Raw genomic sequence first — 16928 nt, 5'->3', positions numbered from 1 at the left:
CGGCGGATGTAGGAAGCTTTGGACTATATCCCACCCGACACACCGCGCTTGTGCCAAAAGCGGGACTGGAGCTGTTGATATTGCCCGGTACTTGCGGCACCGTGCGCAGGTCTTTGAATCATCAGGAAACATTTCATGCCACGCTCCCTGACCAGCGCCCTGGCCCACAACTTCCTTGGCCAGTCGCCGCGCTGGTACAAGGCCACGGTCGGCCTGTTCCTCGTGCTCAATCCGCTGTTGCTGGCGACCCTTGGCCCGGTGGCTACCGGCTGGGTGCTGGTGGTGCAGTTCATTTTCTTCCTCGCCATGGCCCTCAAGTGCTACCCGCTGATGCCGGGCGGTCTGTTGCTGGTCGAAGCGCTGCTGCTGGGGCTGACAACGCCCGAGGCGCTGTACGAAGAATTGCAGCACAACTTTCCGGTGATCCTGCTGCTGATGTTCATGGTGGCAGGTATCTATTTCATGAAGGACCTGCTGCTGTTTTCGTTCTCACGTATTTTGTTAGGTATCCGATCCAAAGCACTGTTATCACTGGCTTTTTGTTTCCTTTCCGCATTTCTTTCAGCCTTTCTAGATGCCCTCACCGTCACGGCGGTAATCATCAGTGCGGCGGTAGGTTTCTACGGCGTCTACCACCGGGTCGCCTCTGGCAACGACCCGCGCAGCGAGACACAGATCGACATCGACCACCAGCTTCCCGAACTGGCACGGGAAGACCTGAACCAGTTCCGCGCCTTCCTGCGCAGCCTGCTCATGCATGGCGCCGTGGGCACCGCGCTGGGTGGCGTCTGCACCCTGGTCGGTGAGCCGCAGAACCTGCTGATCGGCCACGAGATGGGCTGGCACTTCCAGGATTTCTTCTTCAAGGTCGCCCCGGTTTCGCTGCCGGTACTGGTAGCGGGCCTGGTCACCTGCGTACTGCTGGAGAAGCTGCGCTGGTTCGGCTATGGCGCCCGGTTGCCGGACAACGTGCGCCAGGTGCTGGCTGCCTACAGCGCCGAAGACGATGCCCAGCGCACGCCGCAGCAGCGCGCGGCCCTGCTGGTACAAGGCATCGCCGCGCTGATATTGATCGTCTGCCTGGGGCTGCATGTGGCCGAGGTCGGGCTGATCGGATTGCTGGTGATCGTGCTGATCACCGCCTTTACCGGGATCACCGACGAGCATCGCCTGGGCCGGGCGTTCCAGGATGCCATGCCGTTCACCTCGCTGCTGGTGGTGTTCTTCGCCGTGGTCGCGGTGATCCACCAGCAGCAGTTGTTTACCCCGCTGATCCAGTGGGTGCTGGCGCTGCCGGCGGAACAGCAACCGGGGATGCTGTTCATCGCCAACGGCCTGCTGTCGGCGATCAGCGATAACGTGTTCGTCGCCACCATCTACATCACCGAGGTGAAGCAGGCGTTCCTCGATGGCAGCATGAGCCGCGAGCATTTCGAGACCCTGGCGGTGGCGATCAACACCGGGACTAACCTGCCAAGCGTGGCGACGCCCAATGGGCAGGCAGCGTTCCTGTTCCTGCTGACCTCGGCGATTGCGCCGCTGGTGCGGCTGTCCTATGGGCGGATGGTGTGGATGGCGTTGCCTTACACCGTGGTCATGGGTGGATTGGGGTGGTGGGCAGTGACCTACTGGCTGTGAAACCCTGAGGACCTCATCGCTGGCAAGCCAGCTCCCACATGTGGGAGCTGGCTTGCCAGCGATGAGGCCCTTACTAACCCCGCAAATCCTCGAAGAACACCTTCTTCCCATCCACCTGCAGCGAAGCCCGCGGCTGCCCGGCCTGATCCGCGCCGGGCTTCTCCACGTGCCAGTAGCAGTAGCGCACCGCCCGGGTAATCGCCACATAGGCCAGGCGCAGGATCTCCTCTTTCTGCGCCGTATCGAACGCTTCCGGGTCGCCGCTCTTGCCCAGCCCGGCCAGGCGATACACCTGGTTCTTGTACGGCGAACGGGTCACATACTGGCAATCACCAAGCATGAACACCGCATCCGCCTGCAGGCCCTTGGCACTGTGGTAGGTCAGTTGCTTCAGTCGGCGCTGCCCATGAGGCAAGCTAGAATCCACATTAATTACAGACTGAATATGATTTGAAATCAGCAACTTATCCGCACTTTTTCGAAACAGTATCATGACCGACTCACCCCGGTTGTAATGCTCGATCACCTGCTCGGCCAAGGCTGCCTCATCGCGCTCCTGCACCTGTACCGGGCAGCATTCTCCAGCCGCCGGCCCCATGGCCCTGGCCTTCTTCCCGGCAATCGACGGCGCCGAGCGGACGACATGCTCCGCCGCATCGATGATGTACTGATGGCTGCGATAGTTGTCGGTGAGCATCACCCGGGTCGTCGATGGCGAGACGAAGGCCTTGGCGAATTCCATGAAGTATTTCGGCGAGCTGCCCCGCCAGCCGTAGATCGACTGCCAGTCATCCCCCACGCAGAGCAGCGAGGAATGCTGCGCCGCACGGCCGGCATGCATGTCCGGGCCGCGACGACGGATCTCCCGCAGGCTGGCGCGGATCCACGAGACGATCTGCGGCGAGACATCCTGGAACTCGTCGATCATCAGGTGCGCCATCGGCCGCAGCAGCGGGTCCGGGAGCAGGCGCAGGTTCTCCGGGTTGTTTTCGCCGAACAGGGCGAACATGCGGTTGTAGGTCATCACCGGCGGCGACTGGTCCAGCAGGTGCTCCTCCAGGGCTTTCCAGTACAGGCTCAGGGCTTCGAAGAACAGTGCGTCGGTATCGCCCTGCGGGAAGCTCATGCCTTTCACCGCGACGCTGACGTCCAGCCCGAGGTTCTCGATAAACCCCGCCGCCCCGACAAAGGCATCCAGCAAGGGTACGGCGGCCAGTTCGCCCTTCACCTTGTAGTCAAAGCCCGGGCCGGCCACCGCGTCGCCAGCCAGGGAAGCGGTGAGCCGCCTGGCTTCGGCATAATTTCCCAGCCAAATCACAGGCTTATCGCAGAAAGCTTGAAACAGGGTGCGCTTGATCACCCACTCCGCCCACACCGGCAGCTTGGCGCCGGGGCGCTTGTAGTTCTGGTTCTCGCCCGGGTCGAAGCCTAGCACCACCCAGGCATCCAACTCGGCGATATGGCCATGGAAATGGAAACGGCTGCCATTGATCTCCACGGTCTCGCGGCTCGGCTCGATGCCCTTGATCGGCCAGGCGCCAGCCCTGAACCAGAGATCCTCAATGGTGTCGCACAATTCCTCGTCGCGGCTGGCAGAAAGCTGGGTCACGGCGACACGCTTCTGCACATCGGGATGATCCTTCTCCAGCGCCTTGAGCTGGATCGCTTCGCGGCGCAGCCCGGCGATCAGTTCGGCGAAGCGCGGGCTGGCACGCAGCAGGTCGCGATAGCAGAGGTTGAGCTGCTGGCGCTGGGCATCGTTGATGCGCAGGTCGAAGGGGTTGCTCTCGGCATCGGCTTCAGCGCCTGTGGGCAGTTCGCTGCCGAGGGTCTCGAAGGCCCGTACCTGGCTGAAGCCCGGCAGGCTGCGCACCAGCGGCAGGATCCGCGAATGGAAGGTGCGTACCAGCTCCCGCGCCTGTACCGGGCTCAACGGCACCTGCCACTGGCTGAAGACCTGCAACAAGCGACTGATGAAGTCCTTGCGCGACTCGCGGGTAAAGGTCACCACGGTCATGGCGTCCAGCTCGTAGCCCAGGTACTGGCGCAGCAGCAGGATGCGCAATACCAGCGAGGTCGACTTGCCCGCTCCTGCACCGGCGATCACGCAGGTAGACGGGGTGTCGCTGAAGATCATCTTCCACTGCGCCGCGCTCGGCTGCGCATGGGCCGGCAGACGCGCGGCAACATCCGCCTTGAAGCGCTTCTTCAGCTCCGCTGTCAGCGGCAGGCGCCAGTCGTCGAACAGGGCGTCGTCGAGACCCGGTACGCCATGTTCCTCGGCACGGGTATCACGGATCACCAGGACCTGGCGGCCGGCCTCGTAACCGACCGCATGGCCCTCATCGAAGCCTTCGCGCAGGCCTTCGGCGTGACCGGTGCGCTGGCCGGTGGCATGGCCGAGGAACCAGGAATCGCGATGCTGCGCCCGCAGGCGGTTCAGGCCGCGACCGAGCAGACGCGCGGTCAGCCGCCTGAGCCACGGCAGCTGGGCTGGCGGGGTGAGATCCTGGGGTTGCGGGGGAAGCTTTTCTGACACACCGACTCCGGCTGAACGAACACACAAGCCGGACGTTGTACCCCATTCGAGCCTGATGGGACAGGGCTGATTGTCTGTTGAATCAGGGGATTAGCGCACAGAACGGAGAAAACCTGGCAGATCAGGCGCGCCCCTTGAGCAGGCCGTGGTTGACCAGCAGGGTACGCACGGCATTGCGCGTGATACCGAGCAGTTCAGCGGTGCGCAACTGGTTGAAGCCACAGTGGGCGAAGGCCTCGCGCACGATCAGGTCCTCGATATCGTTGAGCAGCGAATCGCCGGGGTGTCGAACAGCCTGAGCAGTTGTTCGCGGATCACCTCCTGCGGCAGTTTGCTCACTCCGCCCGAGGCAGCGGACAAGGCGCTGAGTCCGGCAGAGAACTTCAAGTGCTCCGGCCGTATCGGCTTGTCCCCGGCCACCAGCAGGGCCAGGTGCACGACGTTCTCCAGCTCGCGGATGTTCCCTGGCCATGGATAGTCCAGCAGTGCCTGGGCGGCAGACTCGGAAAGTATCGGTTCGGCGATCTTCAGGCGGGCGCTGTACAGCGCGCGGAAGTGCTCCACCAACGGCAGGATGTCCAGTGGCCGCTCACGCAGGGGAAGCACCGCGACCTGGGCGACATTGATGCGGTAGAACAGGTCAAGGCGGAAATTCCCTGCCTCCACCGCCTGTTCCAGGTTGACGTTGGTTGCGGTCACCAGGCGGATATCGATCTTCACCGGTTTACGTGAGCCGACCCGCACCACCTCCTGCTCCTGCAACACCCGCAGCAGCTTGACCTGCAGGGGCAAGGGCAGGTCGCCGATCTCGTCGAGGAACAGGGTGCCGCCGTCCGCCTCCTCGAACCAGCCAGCGCGGCGGCCCGTTGCACCGGAGAAGGACCCGGCCTCGTGACCGAAGAATTCGCTTTCGGCGAGGGTTTCGCTGATGGCGCCGCAGTTCACCGCGACGAACGCACCGCTGCGCCCGCTGGCGGCATGGATATAGCGTGCGACCAGTTCCTTGCCGGTACCCGTCTCGCCATTGATCAGCACCGGCGCCTCGCTAGGCCCGACCCGCTGCAGGTACTCCAGCAACTGCCGCGAGCGCGGGTCGGCGAAGACCAGCGCCTTGGCGCGGATCGACAGCGGGTCCTTGGCGCCACTGGGCAAGGTCAGAATCGGGTTCGGCTGTCCCTGAAAACCGCTCATGGCAAATACGTCCCGGTGTCGAAATAGGAAAGTGGTCACTCTACCGCCCGCTCGCTTATAGCCAGAAATATTAAAAAGGCATTAGAAAATAACCTTTTACCCAGGTTGCTGGTTCTGCAACAAACTGCTCCGGCGGTTGCTGGATATCCACCGCGACGCGCCTCCAGCTTGTGCTGACTGTCATGAAAACGTAATGAAACCGGGCGATTCGACTGATGGCACAACGCTTGCTATCGCCCTGCCTGCTTACTCTTCACAGAGCGGCCCTTATTTGCATTTCTCAAGGGACACCCGCCATGCGCACAACACTTCGCAACAGCCTTCCATTCGGTCGTCACGCCTTGTTCGCCAGCGCCTCGCTGCTGGCCGGCGCCGTCGCCCAGGCCGCCGAGCAACCGACCACGGCCCTGGCCTCGGTCACCGTCACCGCCCAGCGCCACGAGGAATCGGCCCAGGACATCGGTCTTGCGGTCACCGCCCTTAGCGGCGAGGCCCTGCAGGAAAAAGGCGTGACCAACGTCAACCAGCTGCAGAACTACGTGCCCAACCTGGATATCGCCCCGCAGTACGGCAGCGGCAACCCGCTGTTCCGCATCCGAGGCGTGGGCCTCAAGGACTACGGCAGCAACAACACCTCCACCGTCGGTGTGTACCTCGACCAGGTGGCGCTGCCCTACCCGATCCAGACCCAGGGCCAACTCTTCGACCTGGAGCGGGTCGAGGTGCTGCGCGGCCCGCAAGGTACCCTGTACGGGCGCAACAGCACCGCCGGGGCGATCAACTTCATCACCAACAAGCCGACCCGCGAGCTGCACGGCGGCCTCACCAGCAACTACGGTTCCTATAACGCCAGCAGCGTCGAGGGCTTCATTTCCGGCCCCGTCAGCGACACCCTGCGCGCACGCCTGGCCTTCATCACCGAGCAAGGCGGCGCCTGGCAGGACAATCGCGATACCGGGCAGAGCCTCGGCGACAAGGACACCACCTCGCTGCGCGGCCAGCTGGACTGGGACGCCAGCGACGCGATCAACTTCAACCTCAGCGTGCATGGTGGCAAGGACCAGTCCGACAGCCGCGGCTCGTACCTCTACCAGGGGCTCAAGCCCAACGCTACCTATGGCTCGCGCTACAGCACCATCGCCCCGGAGAGCAACGGCAAGAAGACCGGCTGGGCCTGACCCCGGGCTTCGCCAACCTCACCGGCCTGTCGGTCAAGGACAAGCCGCACCGCGACAACGACAACACCGGCTTCGCCCTCACCGGCACCTTCGACCTGGACGACCACCTGAGCATCACCAGCATCACCTCCTCGGACCACTTCCGCCGTCGCGAGTACATCGACTGGGACGCCTCGGTGATCCCGCAGTCCGACGAGTACTTCGACTCCCAGGTCGAGGTGTTCTCCCAGGAGCTGCGCCTGGCCTCCCACGACAACGAGCGTTTCAACTGGCAGACCGACCTGTATTTCGCCAAGGACCGCCTCGACGAGGAGTTCTACTCCGACTTCAGCGCCAACCTCGGCTACGGCACCTACACCTCCTACCAGCAGCGCTCGCAGACCTGGGGCCTGTTCGCCCAGGGCGACTACCGCCTGACCGACGACCTCAAGCTGATCGTCGGCCTGCGCCAGGAACAGGAAAAGCGCGAGCTGGATGACTTCAGCACCCGTCGCATCCTGGTCAACAACGGCGCCTACAGCCTTGGCGCCAGCACCTTCCCCGCTGCCGACAGCGACCTGGACAGCAATTCCACCTCCTGGAAACTGGGCCTCGAGTACCAGTTGACCCCGTCGACCCTGCTCTACTCGACGGTCAGCCGCGGTATCAAGTCAGGTGGCTTCACCGCCTACAACTCCAGCTATGTCGAGCAGATCGCCCCGGTCAAGCCGGAGAAACTGCTGGCCTACGAAGTGGGCTTCAAGAGCGACCTGAGCGACACCCTGCGCCTCAATGCGGCGGCCTTCTACTACGACTACCGCGACCAGCAATACCAGTCCCAGGTATGGATCAGCCAGCAGGTTGGCAACGTCGGACGCCTGGTCAACATTCCCAAATCGAAGATCTACGGTTATGAGCTGGAACTGCAATGGCAGCCGCTTGCCGGCCTGACCATCGGCCAGTACTTCGGCACCAAGAAAGGCAAGTACATCGACTACCAGGGCTTGAACAGCACGGCCACCCGCGCGGTGGGCTTCGCCTATCCGGTGTACACCGACTTTTCCGGCTCCAGCCTGACCAACTTCCCCGAGACCAGCTACGGCGGCCAGGTCGAATATGCCTGGGAGATTCCCGGCTTCGTCCTCAGTGCGCAGAGCGACTACTCCTACCACGACAGCATCGCCGGCAGTAACGGCACCACCACCGAAGCCTACTGGCTGGCCAACGCCCGCCTCGGCCTGACCCCGGTGAATGGCAACTGGTCGGTGGCGCTGTGGGCACGCAACCTGTTCGACAAGAAATACGACCTGTACCACGGCTCGTTCCTCTCCAACGCCCAGATGGCCACGCCCGGCGACCCGCGTACCGTGGGCGTCCAGGCCAGCTATAAATTCTGAGGAGCGCCCATGACCTCCGACTTCAACCGCCGCCAGGCCCTGCGCCTGCTGGCGGGGGCAGCCGCGGCGCCCCTGCTGCTGCGTTATGGCCGCGCCCTGGGCGGGATCGCCTCGCCTTTCCTGCTCGGGGTCGCCAGCGGCGATCCCTGGCCCGACGGCTTTGTCATCTGGACCCGGCTCAGTGCCGGCCTGCCTTACCCGGGCAATGAACTGGAACTGCCAGCCAGCGTGCCGGTGGATTGGGAAGTCGGCCTCGACCCGGACTTTCGGCGTATCGCCCAGCGCGGCCGCACCCAGGCCCTGGCCGTCAATGGCCATGCCGTGCACGTGGCGTTGCGGGGCCTGGCGCCTGGCCGCGATTACTGGTACCGCTTTATCGCCTTGGGCGAACGCAGCGAAGCCGGACGCAGCCTGACCCTCCCGGCGCTTGACGCCCGCCCGGAACGCCTGCGCCTTGGCGTGGCGTCCTGCGCCAACTACGAACGCGGGCTGTTCAGTGCCTACCGGCATATGGCGGACGAGCATCCGGACCTGGTGCTGTTTCTTGGCGACTACATTTACGAATACAGCAACGCCCCGGATACCCCCGGGCTGGCCCGCGCCTACAACGCCCCGGAGGCCACCGACCTGGCCGGTTACCGCTATCGCTATGCGCTGCACCGCACCGACCCGGACCTGCGCCGCCTGCATGCCGCCGCCCCGTGGATCGCCACCTGGGACGACCATGAGGTGCAGGACGACTATTCCCAGGTCTACTCCAAGGACCCGAAGATCAGCGTCGAGCGCTTCCGCCTGCGCCGGGCGGCGGCCTACCAGGCGTTCCTGGAAAACATGCCGCTGCGCCGCCCGTCCCTGGGCAGCAACGGCGGGCCACGAATCTACCGGCGATTCCGCTACGGCGACCTCGCCGCGCTACCGGTGCTGGACGGTCGTCAATACCGCTCCAGACAGCCCTGCTACCAGGCGCCGGCGTTCGGCAAGGGGCATATGGAAGGAGAAAGCTGCCTCGACCTGCGTGATCCACAGCGCACCCTGCTCGGTTTCGAGCAGGAGCGCTGGCTCTACGACGGGCTGCGCCGTGGTGACAGCCGCTGGAACCTGATAGCCCAGGACCTGCTGGTCGCGCCGTTGCGGGCGCAACGGCCCGGCGACGACGAGGCCCGCTACTGGACCGACACCTGGGACGGCTACCAGGCGGCCCGCGGGCGCCTGCTGGAGAACCTGCGCGACAGCCGGGTGGCCAATCCGGTGGTGCTCAGTGGCGACTACCATTCCTTCTGGGCCAATCACCTGCACGAGCGGCCGGAGGACCCGGACTCACGGGTGGTGGCGGCGGAGTTCGTCGGGACGTCCATCACCTCCAACGGCCCGAGCTATGAAGCGGTGCAGTCGATCCTGCCGGACAACCCGCAGATACGCTTCTATGACAGTCGCCCGCGCGGGTACCTGGCACTGGACCTGCACAGGGACCGGCTGGAAGTGCGGATGCAGGCGATCTCAGACCGGATGGACCCGGCGGCCAGCGTTTCGACCTTGAAGCGCTTGGTGGTGGAGAGTGGGAGCTCGCGGATCCTGGAAGCCTGAGGTCCTCGCGGCACGGGTATCTACACATCTTTTGAGGTAAGAATGTGGGAGCTGGCTTGCCAGCGATGCGCCGCGCGGGCGGCGCTCGATCTCAAGGACGCTGAAGATCTGTCGGATTGCGCCTGGTGGCCATAACACGGTTCTCTGACGGGCACCTCGCAGCCGCCACAGGAGCCAGTGTCACCTAGATCACCGACGCTGGCTCAACCGTCCCCAACCCCGCCACCAGCGCCTCGAACGCCGCCAGCACCTCCTCCGGTTTCTCCAGCATCAGCTGATGCCCGCACCGCTCCAGCACCTGGAACTGCGCCCGGGGCAACTGCCGGGCCAGTTCCTCGCCGCCGCTTGCCGGAGTCAGGCCGTCGCGGTTGCCGGCCAGCACCGAGATCGGTACCTCCAATCGTGCCAGCGCCCCGGCGTTCGGCCATTGCGCATGGGCAACCAGGGCCTTGAACACGTGCAACGAGTTGCCCTGGGCCAACCTGTCTTCATAGTCCACCAGCGCCGGGTCTGCCTCGGGATGCCAGGCCGCCTCGCGGAAGCCCCGGGCCAGGCGCGGCCTCAACCATTCCAGGATCCATACCGGCAGGTTCAGCAGGCCCTTGCGCTTCAACGGCCGGTGCAACTGGCTGCCCAGCAGGAGGGCGGCATCGATGCTTACCGCAGGCCTCGCCAACAGTGCGCTCAGGGCCAGCCCGGTGCCGAATGAATGGGCAACGATGACATTGCGCGCCCCGCCAAATCGCCGCAGGATTTCCAGTTCATCCGCCACCAGCTCGTCCCAGGCGTAGGCCCGGGCAGCGCCGGGCCGGTCACTGGCGCCATGCCCCAGCAGGTCCCAGGCCACCAGGCTGTAGCCCCGCGCGCCCAGGGCCTGCCACAGTTCGCGCCATTGATCCTTGTTGCCACCGCCGCCATGCCCGAAGAACACTACGGTATCGCCGCCGGCCTGGCGGGCCACGCTCAGATAGCGGCCCGGCCGGATCTCCAGGCGTTCACCGCGCACCCGCGGCAATTGGGAAAAGTCAGCCATGGGCCGTCAGTACCTCGTTTGATTGCGAAGGAACGGGGCGGGAAAGCCCCAGGTGATCACGCAGGGTCCGCCCCTGGTAACTGCGGCGGAACAATCCACGGCGCTGCAACTCGGGAACCACTCGCTCGACGAAGGCGTCCAGCCCGCCAGGCAGGTACGGCGGCATGACATTGAAGCCATCCGCTGCCCCCTCGACGTACCACTGCTCAAGGCAGTCGGCGATTCGCTGCGCATCGCCAATCACCACCAGATGCCCGCGCGCGGCTGCCATGCGCAGGTACAGCTGGCGGATGCTCAGGCCTTCCCGGCGGGCCACGGCGATCAGCAGGTCGCGCCGGCTGACCCCGGAATTGGTCCCCGGCAGCTCCGGCAGCGGACCGTCGAGCGCATACCCGGACAGATCGGTACCGCCCGCGATATCCGCCAGCAACGACAACCCCACCTCGGGCTGCACCAGCGCCTGCAGTTGTTCGAACTGGGCCTCGGCCTCGGCGTTGCTGTCGGCCACGATGGGCAACACACCCGGCATGATCTTCAGTTGATCCGGGTGACGCCCGTAGCGCGGCAACAGGCTTTTCAGCTCGCGATAGAACGCCTTGGCCCCGGCCAGCTCGGGCTGGGCGGTAAAGACCATTTCCGCATGGGCCGCCGCCAGCTCGCAGCCGGCCTTCGAGGCGCCAGCCAGGACCTGCACCGGCGCCACACCGCTGGCCGCCCAGCGCGCCCTGACCCGTTCAAGGAAACCCCGCGCCAGTACATAGCGCCGGGCATGTTCGAAATGGGTTTCCCGGCCGAAATTGAAGGCCTCCCCGGCATTGCTCGAGGTCACCAGGTTCCAGCCCGTGCGCCCGCCACTCAGGCGCTCCAGCGAAGTGAAGGCGCGGGCCACGCTGTCGACACTGTTGTAGGACGTGGTCGCGGTGGCCACCAGGCCGATCCGCTCGGTGACCGCTGCCAGCCCGGCCAGCAAGGTCAGCGGTTCGAAATGCTCGGTGCGCGACATCCGGCCCAGGGCCTCGAGCCTGCCGGGCAGCATGGCCAGGGTGTCGGACAGGAAGATCGCATCGAAACAACCGCGCTCGGCGGTCTGCGCCAGTTGCCGGTAATGCTGGAAATCCAGGCCGCCATCGGCCTGGGCATCGGGATGACGCCAGCCGGCCACATGATGACCGGTGGCCATGAGGAAGGCATTGAGGCTCAGCATGCTGCCACCTCCGCCAGCGACGCCGGGCTGCGCTTGAAGCCGCCAAGCAGGCTGCGGGTGTAGGGATGCTGCGGCCGCTCCAGCACCTGCGCCGTCTCGCCGGCCTCCACCACCTGGCCGCCTTTCATCACGGCGATGCGGTCACACAACCGCGCGGCCACCCGCAGGTCGTGGGTGATGAACACGATGCTCAGCTTCAGACGCCGCTGCAGCGACTCCAGCAATTCCAGGATCTGCACCTGGATCAACGCGTCCAGGGCCGAAACGCATTCATCGGCGATCAGGATCCTTGGCTGCACCGCGAGGGCCCGGGCAATACCGATGCGCTGGCGCTGGCCTCCGGAAAATTCATGGGGGAAACGCTGCAGGGCCGTGGCCGGCAAGCCCACCAGTTCCAGCACCTCCCGCGCCCGCCGTGCTGCCTCCTCGCGCTCGACGCCCTGGGCCAGCGGCCCGGTCATAAGCTGGGTCTCGATGCGCTGGCGTGGATTCAACGAGGCGAACGGATCCTGGAAGATCATCTGCACCGCGCCGCGCAAACCGCGCAGGCGAGACTCGGACAAACCGGCCACCTCGCGCCCCTGCCAGCGGATGCTGCCGCTATCCACCGCAAGCAAGCGCACCAGGGCCTGGCCCAGGGTGGACTTGCCCGACCCCGACTCACCGACGATCCCCAGGGTCTCGCCTTCGGCCAGGCGCAGGTCGACCTGGTCCAGTGCTCGCGTACTGCGCCGTCCCCACCAGCCGCTGCGGCGGTTGTAGCTTTTGGCTAACTGGCGCGCCTCCAGCACCGCCTCGCGCCCGTCCAGCGTCGGGCGCGGATGCAGGGCGCTGGCGCTGGCCGCCGCGAGCAATTGCCGGGTGTAATCCTGCTGTGGCTGCTGCAATACCTGCTGTACCGTGCCCTGCTCCACCAAATGGCCCTTTTCCAGGACCAGCACACGGTCGGCAATGGCCTCGACCACCGCGAAATCATGGGTGATGAACAGCATGGCCATGCCCTTTTCCCGCTGGATCCGCCGCAGCAGCGCGAGGATTTGCGCCTGGGTAGTGACATCCAGCGCCGAGGTCGGCTCATCGGCGATCAACAGCAGCGGATCGAAGGCCAGGGCCATGGCGATCACCACCCGCTGGCGCTGGCCGCCGGACAGTTCGAACGGCAGTGCATGTTGCAGGCGCCCCGGATCGGGCAGGCCGACATAGCCGAGCAGATCGAGAATCCGCTGGCGCCGTTGGCCCCTGTTCCTGACACCATGGGCCTGCAGCGTTTCCTCGATCTGCCGGCCGACGCTGAGCAGCGGATTGAGCGCACTCATCGGTTCCTGGAAAACCATGCTGACCGTTCGGCCGCGCAACTGGCGCATGGCCTCTTCACCCAGCCCGGCCAGGTCTTCGCCACGAAAGCGGATATGCCCGGCCTCGACCTGCGGGCCAGCCGGCAGCAGGCGCAGCAGGGCCTTGGCCAGCATGGACTTGCCCGAACCGGACTCGCCCACAACGCACAGGCATTGCCCGGCCTCCAGGGTCAGGGACAGGTCATGCAGCGCATGGCTGCGGTCGGCACCGGCCGGCAAGGCGATGCGCAGGTGTTCGATGTTCAATAACGCGCTCATAGGGAATCTCCTGGCCGGCGAGCCGCATCGAAGGCGACCCGCAGGCCTTCGCCGACGCGGTTGACCGCCAGCACGCAAAACAGGATCGCCAGGCCCGGCAGCAGGCTCATCCACCACGCCTCGCGCAGCAGGCCACGGGACGCATTGATCATGTAGCCCCAGCTCATCGCCTCCGGATCGCCGAGGCCGAGGAAGGCAAGCGCCGCCTCGGTGAGGATCGCCGTGGCCATGACAAAGGTCAGGGTCACCAGCAACGGAGCCAGGGCATTGGGCAGGATCTGCCGGAAGACAATGGCCAGCGGCGATTGCCCAAGCACCCGGGCGGCCTGGACGAACTCGCGCTGGCGCAGGCTGAGGAACTCGGCGCGCACCAGGCGCGCCACCGCCGGCCAGGCCACCAGGGCGATGGCGAGGACAATGGAGTACAGCGACGGCTCGAGGATCGCCACCAGGATCACCGCCAGCACCAGTTGCGGAATGATCTGGAAGAACTCGGCAATGCGCATCAGCAACCCGTCCAGCCAACCGCCGAAATAACCAGCGACGGCACCGATCAGCAGGCCGGCAAGGAGGGTCGCCAGGCTGGCGAGCAGCGCCACCGCCAGGGATACCCGGGCGCCATACAGCAGGCCGGCGCCGAGGTCGCGGCCGAGCAGGTCGGTGCCCAGCCAGTGGTTGCCATCCTGCAGGGGCCCAAGCAGCGGTTGCGCGGCCATTTCCCAGGGGTCGCCCTGGCTGAGCCACGGCGCCGCCAGGGCCAGCAACCCCAGGAGCAGCAACCAGATCAGCCCGAGCAACGCCGAGCGCTGGGCGAGAAAACGTCGCCATGGAGACGCAACATTCATGTGCCCTGCCCTCCAGCACCGATTCGCGGGTCCAGCCAGCGGCACAGAAGATCGGTGAGCAGGTTGAAGCCCACCACCAATAGCGAGATCAGCAGGAAGCCGCCCATCAGCACGCCGTAGTCCCGTTGCGCCAGGGCGTCGTACATCAGCCGGCCGATACCGGGCCAGGAATACACCACCTCCACCAGCAAGGCACCGCTGGCCAACTGGCCCAGTTGCAGCCCGGCGAAGGTCACCACCGGCAGCAAGGCATTGCGCAGCACATGGCCGAACAGGATGCGCCGCGGGCGCAGGCCCTTGGCCCGGGCGGTATGGACATACTCCTGCTGCAGGGCTTCGAGGGTCGCGGCGCGGGTCAGGTGGATATACAAGGCCAGGAACAGGAAGCTCAGGGACAGGCACGGCAGCAGCAGATGCTTCAGGCGGTCGCCCAGCCAGGCCGCGCCGTGCAGGTCGCGGGCGACGCTTTCCATGCCAAAGGCCGGCAGCCAGTCAAGGTGCACCGAGAACAGCAGGATCAGCAGCATCGCCAGCCAGAAGGTCGGCACGGCGTAGAGCAGCAGCGCACCCTGGGAAATCACCCCGTCCAGCCAGTGCCGGCGCTGCCGCGCACGGGCGGCGATCACCCCGAGCGTGACGCCCAGGAGTGACGAGAGCACAAAGGCCGAGCCCATCAGGCTCAGGGTCGCCGGCAGTCGCTCGGCCAGCAGCGACCAGACACTGGTCTGGTTGCGGTAGGAGTAGCCCAGGTCCAGGTGCGCCACCTGGCCGAGGTAGAGCAGCAACTGCTGGAGCAGCGGCTGGTCAAGGCCCATCTGCTGGCGCAGGTTGGCGATAAAGACCGGATCATCGACCCCGGCCTCACCGGCCATCAGCAGCGCCGGATCACCCGGTGCCAGGCGGATCAACAGGAAGCTCAGGACCAGCACGCCGAACACCATCAGGCCGGCACGCCCCAGGCGCGTACCGAGGGACACCAGGCCATTCATGGCGTCGGTGCGTCGAGGTAGACGCTCTCGTAGTCTTCGTTAAGGCTGGTGGCGGTGCGCAACAGGTTGTGCACCTGCTTGTGGTACAGGGTCGGATAGCGCATCTCGAAGATCGGTGCGATCGGCAGGTCCTGGTTCAGCAGGTTTTCCAGTTCGCTGTAGAGTTTCTGCCGCTGCGGACCTTCGGCGGTGTCGACGACCTGGTTCCACAGGCGATCGGCCTCGGGATTGTTGTAGCCGCTGACATTGGCGAAGGGCGACGTCTTGAGGATGTAGTCGGAGCGGTAGAGGTAGGCGTTGGTCAGGTACGGATCGCCGATCTGGAAGATGAAGTTGTAGGTCAGGTCGAAGTCCCAGTCGCTGACCCGCTGGAACCAGGTGGCGGCGTCCGAGGTAACCACCTGGACCTTGAAGCCCAATGGCTGCAAGGCCTGCTTGGTGTATTCGGCCAGGCGCTCCCAGGCGCCGCCCTTCTCGCCGTTGAGCAGGCGGATGCGCACTGCGCCGACGTCCACCCCGGACTCGGCGATCAGCGCCTTGGCCTTCTTCAGGTCGTAGGCATACTGCGGCAGTTGCGGGTCGTGATACGGCGTGCTGGACACGAACGGCCCCTGGGACACCCGTCCGGCACCGAAGAAAATGTTGTCGACGATGAACTGGCGGTTCAGCGCCGTGAGGATGGCCTGACGCACCTTCGGGTTATCCAGGGGTGGCTTGCGCGTATTGATCTGCAGGAAGGCCAGCCCGGCATACAGTTCGTAGCCCTGCTCCGAGGCCACCACGTCAGGCAACGCGCCGAGGCGCTTGAGATCGGAGTAGTCGGCATCGCCGGCGCGCAGCACCTGCACGTCGTTGCGCTCGAAGGCGGCGGAGCGGGACGAACCGTCGGGAATCACATGGAAGACCACCCCGTCCAGGTGCGGCAGGCCCTGTTTCCAGTAGTGCGGGTTCTTCGCCAGCTTGATGTAGGCGCCGCGTTTCCACTCCTGGAAGACGAAGGGCCCGGTGCCGACCGGCTTGAGGTTGTAGGGGTTGGCGCGCAGATCACTGCCCTCGTACAGGTGCTTCGGCACGACCGGCCGCAGCCCGCTGCCCAGGGACGAGAGCAGCGGCGCGAAGGGTTTCTTCAGGTGGAAGCTGACCTGCAGCGGCTTGCTCGAATCGATGGCGGCGACGAACTGTTCGAAGATCGAGCCGAAGCGCTTGTCCACCTCCGGATAGAAAGTGTTGAAGCTGAACAGCACGTCCTGCTCGGTGAATGGCTTGCCGTCGTGCCAGGTCACGCCTGGTTGCAGGTCGAACGTGTAGGTCAGGCCGTCAGGCGACACGCTCCAGCTTTTTGCCAGGACCGGTTGCGGCTTGAGGTCGGTATCGAAAGTCAGCAGCCCTTGCAGGACCTTGCCGCTGACGTACTGGGTGGACACATGGGTGACCACCCCGTGCATCAGGGAGGGCGGCTCGGGCTGGGCGATCAGGTTGAGGATGCCGCCATCCTGCGGCGCGGCCTGGACGGTGCTGCCGAACATTGCGACGCAGGTGAGCACGGCGAGTCCCAGCCTTTTCAGAGCGTGACGCGGGGGGTGTTGGGGCGCAGGCATGGTGACTCCTTGGCAAATGGTCTGCCGGGGATTTTGCAAGCGCTATGCCATGGCCCTGGCGCACCGTGGATACGGGGGCCAAGCACAGGAACAAAGGCCCTGGCTGGTGAAAAAGCCGCAGACCGCTGACGGGAATGTGG

At 65.2% G+C, this 16928-nt stretch carries 13 protein-coding genes; 4 read left to right on the top strand and 9 right to left on the bottom strand.

Annotation, left to right across the window (positions count from 1 at the left end):
* Positions 1-135: 135 nt before the first annotated feature.
* A complete protein-coding gene (gene nhaB / locus CSV86_RS10850; RefSeq protein ID WP_009406986.1) occupies positions 136-1638 on the top strand; it encodes a sodium/proton antiporter NhaB in 1503 nt (500 codons plus the stop codon).
* Between the two features lie 73 nt (positions 1639-1711).
* Here the strand turns inward: nhaB and CSV86_RS10845 are convergent, their stop codons facing one another.
* From CSV86_RS10845 to CSV86_RS10840, 3 genes are all read right to left on the bottom strand, one after another.
* Positions 1712-4177: a UvrD-helicase domain-containing protein gene (locus CSV86_RS10845; RefSeq protein WP_009406984.1), complete on the bottom strand. Its 2466-nt coding sequence runs from the start codon at positions 4175-4177 to the stop codon at positions 1712-1714.
* A gap of 121 nt (positions 4178-4298) precedes the next feature.
* On the bottom strand, positions 4299-4421 hold the full coding sequence (locus tag CSV86_RS31880) for a helix-turn-helix domain-containing protein (protein WP_311985808.1): 123 nt from the start codon (positions 4419-4421) through the stop codon (positions 4299-4301).
* Between the two features lie 2 nt (positions 4422-4423).
* The gene (locus tag CSV86_RS10840; RefSeq protein ID WP_240160411.1) at positions 4424-5368 is read right to left on the bottom strand and encodes a sigma-54 interaction domain-containing protein; all 945 of its coding nucleotides are present in this window, start codon (positions 5366-5368) and stop codon (positions 4424-4426) included.
* Between the two features lie 296 nt (positions 5369-5664).
* Between CSV86_RS10840 and CSV86_RS31875 the strand changes: the two genes are divergently transcribed.
* The 3 genes from CSV86_RS31875 to CSV86_RS10830 are packed head-to-tail and all read left to right on the top strand — an operon-like array spanning position 5665 to position 9506.
* On the top strand, positions 5665-6546 hold the full coding sequence (locus tag CSV86_RS31875; RefSeq protein ID WP_240160410.1) for a TonB-dependent receptor: 882 nt from the start codon (positions 5665-5667) through the stop codon (positions 6544-6546).
* Complete coding sequence (locus CSV86_RS31870) at positions 6537-7922, top strand: TonB-dependent receptor (protein WP_311985827.1); 1386 nt, start codon at positions 6537-6539, stop codon at positions 7920-7922. Before CSV86_RS31875 ends, CSV86_RS31870 begins: the two co-directional genes overlap by 10 nt.
* A 9-nt stretch (positions 7923-7931) precedes the next feature.
* Positions 7932-9506 (top strand): alkaline phosphatase D family protein, encoded by a 1575-nt coding sequence (locus CSV86_RS10830; protein WP_009406977.1) that lies wholly within the window; start codon positions 7932-7934, stop codon positions 9504-9506.
* Between the two features lie 184 nt (positions 9507-9690).
* Here CSV86_RS10830 and CSV86_RS10825 read toward each other — a convergent pair whose 3' ends face one another.
* The 6 genes from CSV86_RS10825 to CSV86_RS10800 are packed head-to-tail and all read right to left on the bottom strand — an operon-like array spanning position 9691 to position 16716.
* Positions 9691-10539, bottom strand: coding sequence for an alpha/beta fold hydrolase (locus CSV86_RS10825; RefSeq protein WP_009406974.1), 849 nt, complete (start codon positions 10537-10539; stop codon positions 9691-9693).
* On the bottom strand, positions 10532-11743 hold the full coding sequence (locus CSV86_RS10820; RefSeq protein ID WP_009406972.1) for an LLM class flavin-dependent oxidoreductase: 1212 nt from the start codon (positions 11741-11743) through the stop codon (positions 10532-10534). Before CSV86_RS10820 ends, CSV86_RS10825 begins: the two co-directional genes overlap by 8 nt.
* The gene (locus CSV86_RS10815) at positions 11737-13356 is read right to left on the bottom strand and encodes a dipeptide ABC transporter ATP-binding protein (protein WP_009406971.1); all 1620 of its coding nucleotides are present in this window, start codon (positions 13354-13356) and stop codon (positions 11737-11739) included. Before CSV86_RS10815 ends, CSV86_RS10820 begins: the two co-directional genes overlap by 7 nt.
* Positions 13353-14201 carry an ABC transporter permease gene (locus CSV86_RS10810; protein WP_009406969.1) on the bottom strand — a complete coding sequence of 283 codons (849 nt, stop codon included), beginning with the start codon at positions 14199-14201 and terminating at the stop codon, positions 13353-13355. Before CSV86_RS10810 ends, CSV86_RS10815 begins: the two co-directional genes overlap by 4 nt.
* Positions 14198-15190: an ABC transporter permease gene (locus tag CSV86_RS10805; protein ID WP_009406963.1), complete on the bottom strand. Its 993-nt coding sequence runs from the start codon at positions 15188-15190 to the stop codon at positions 14198-14200. The genes CSV86_RS10810 and CSV86_RS10805 overlap by 4 nt, the downstream gene beginning before the upstream one ends.
* The gene (locus tag CSV86_RS10800; protein ID WP_051032739.1) at positions 15187-16716 is read right to left on the bottom strand and encodes an ABC transporter substrate-binding protein; all 1530 of its coding nucleotides are present in this window, start codon (positions 16714-16716) and stop codon (positions 15187-15189) included. Before CSV86_RS10800 ends, CSV86_RS10805 begins: the two co-directional genes overlap by 4 nt.
* Positions 16717-16928 lie beyond the last annotated feature (212 nt).

Source organism: Pseudomonas bharatica CSV86, assembly GCF_000319305.2.
Taxonomy (GTDB): domain Bacteria; phylum Pseudomonadota; class Gammaproteobacteria; order Pseudomonadales; family Pseudomonadaceae; genus Aquipseudomonas; species Aquipseudomonas bharatica.
The sequence above is the reverse complement of the archived record's forward strand: the minus strand, read 5'-3'. Positions and strand labels throughout refer to the sequence as shown.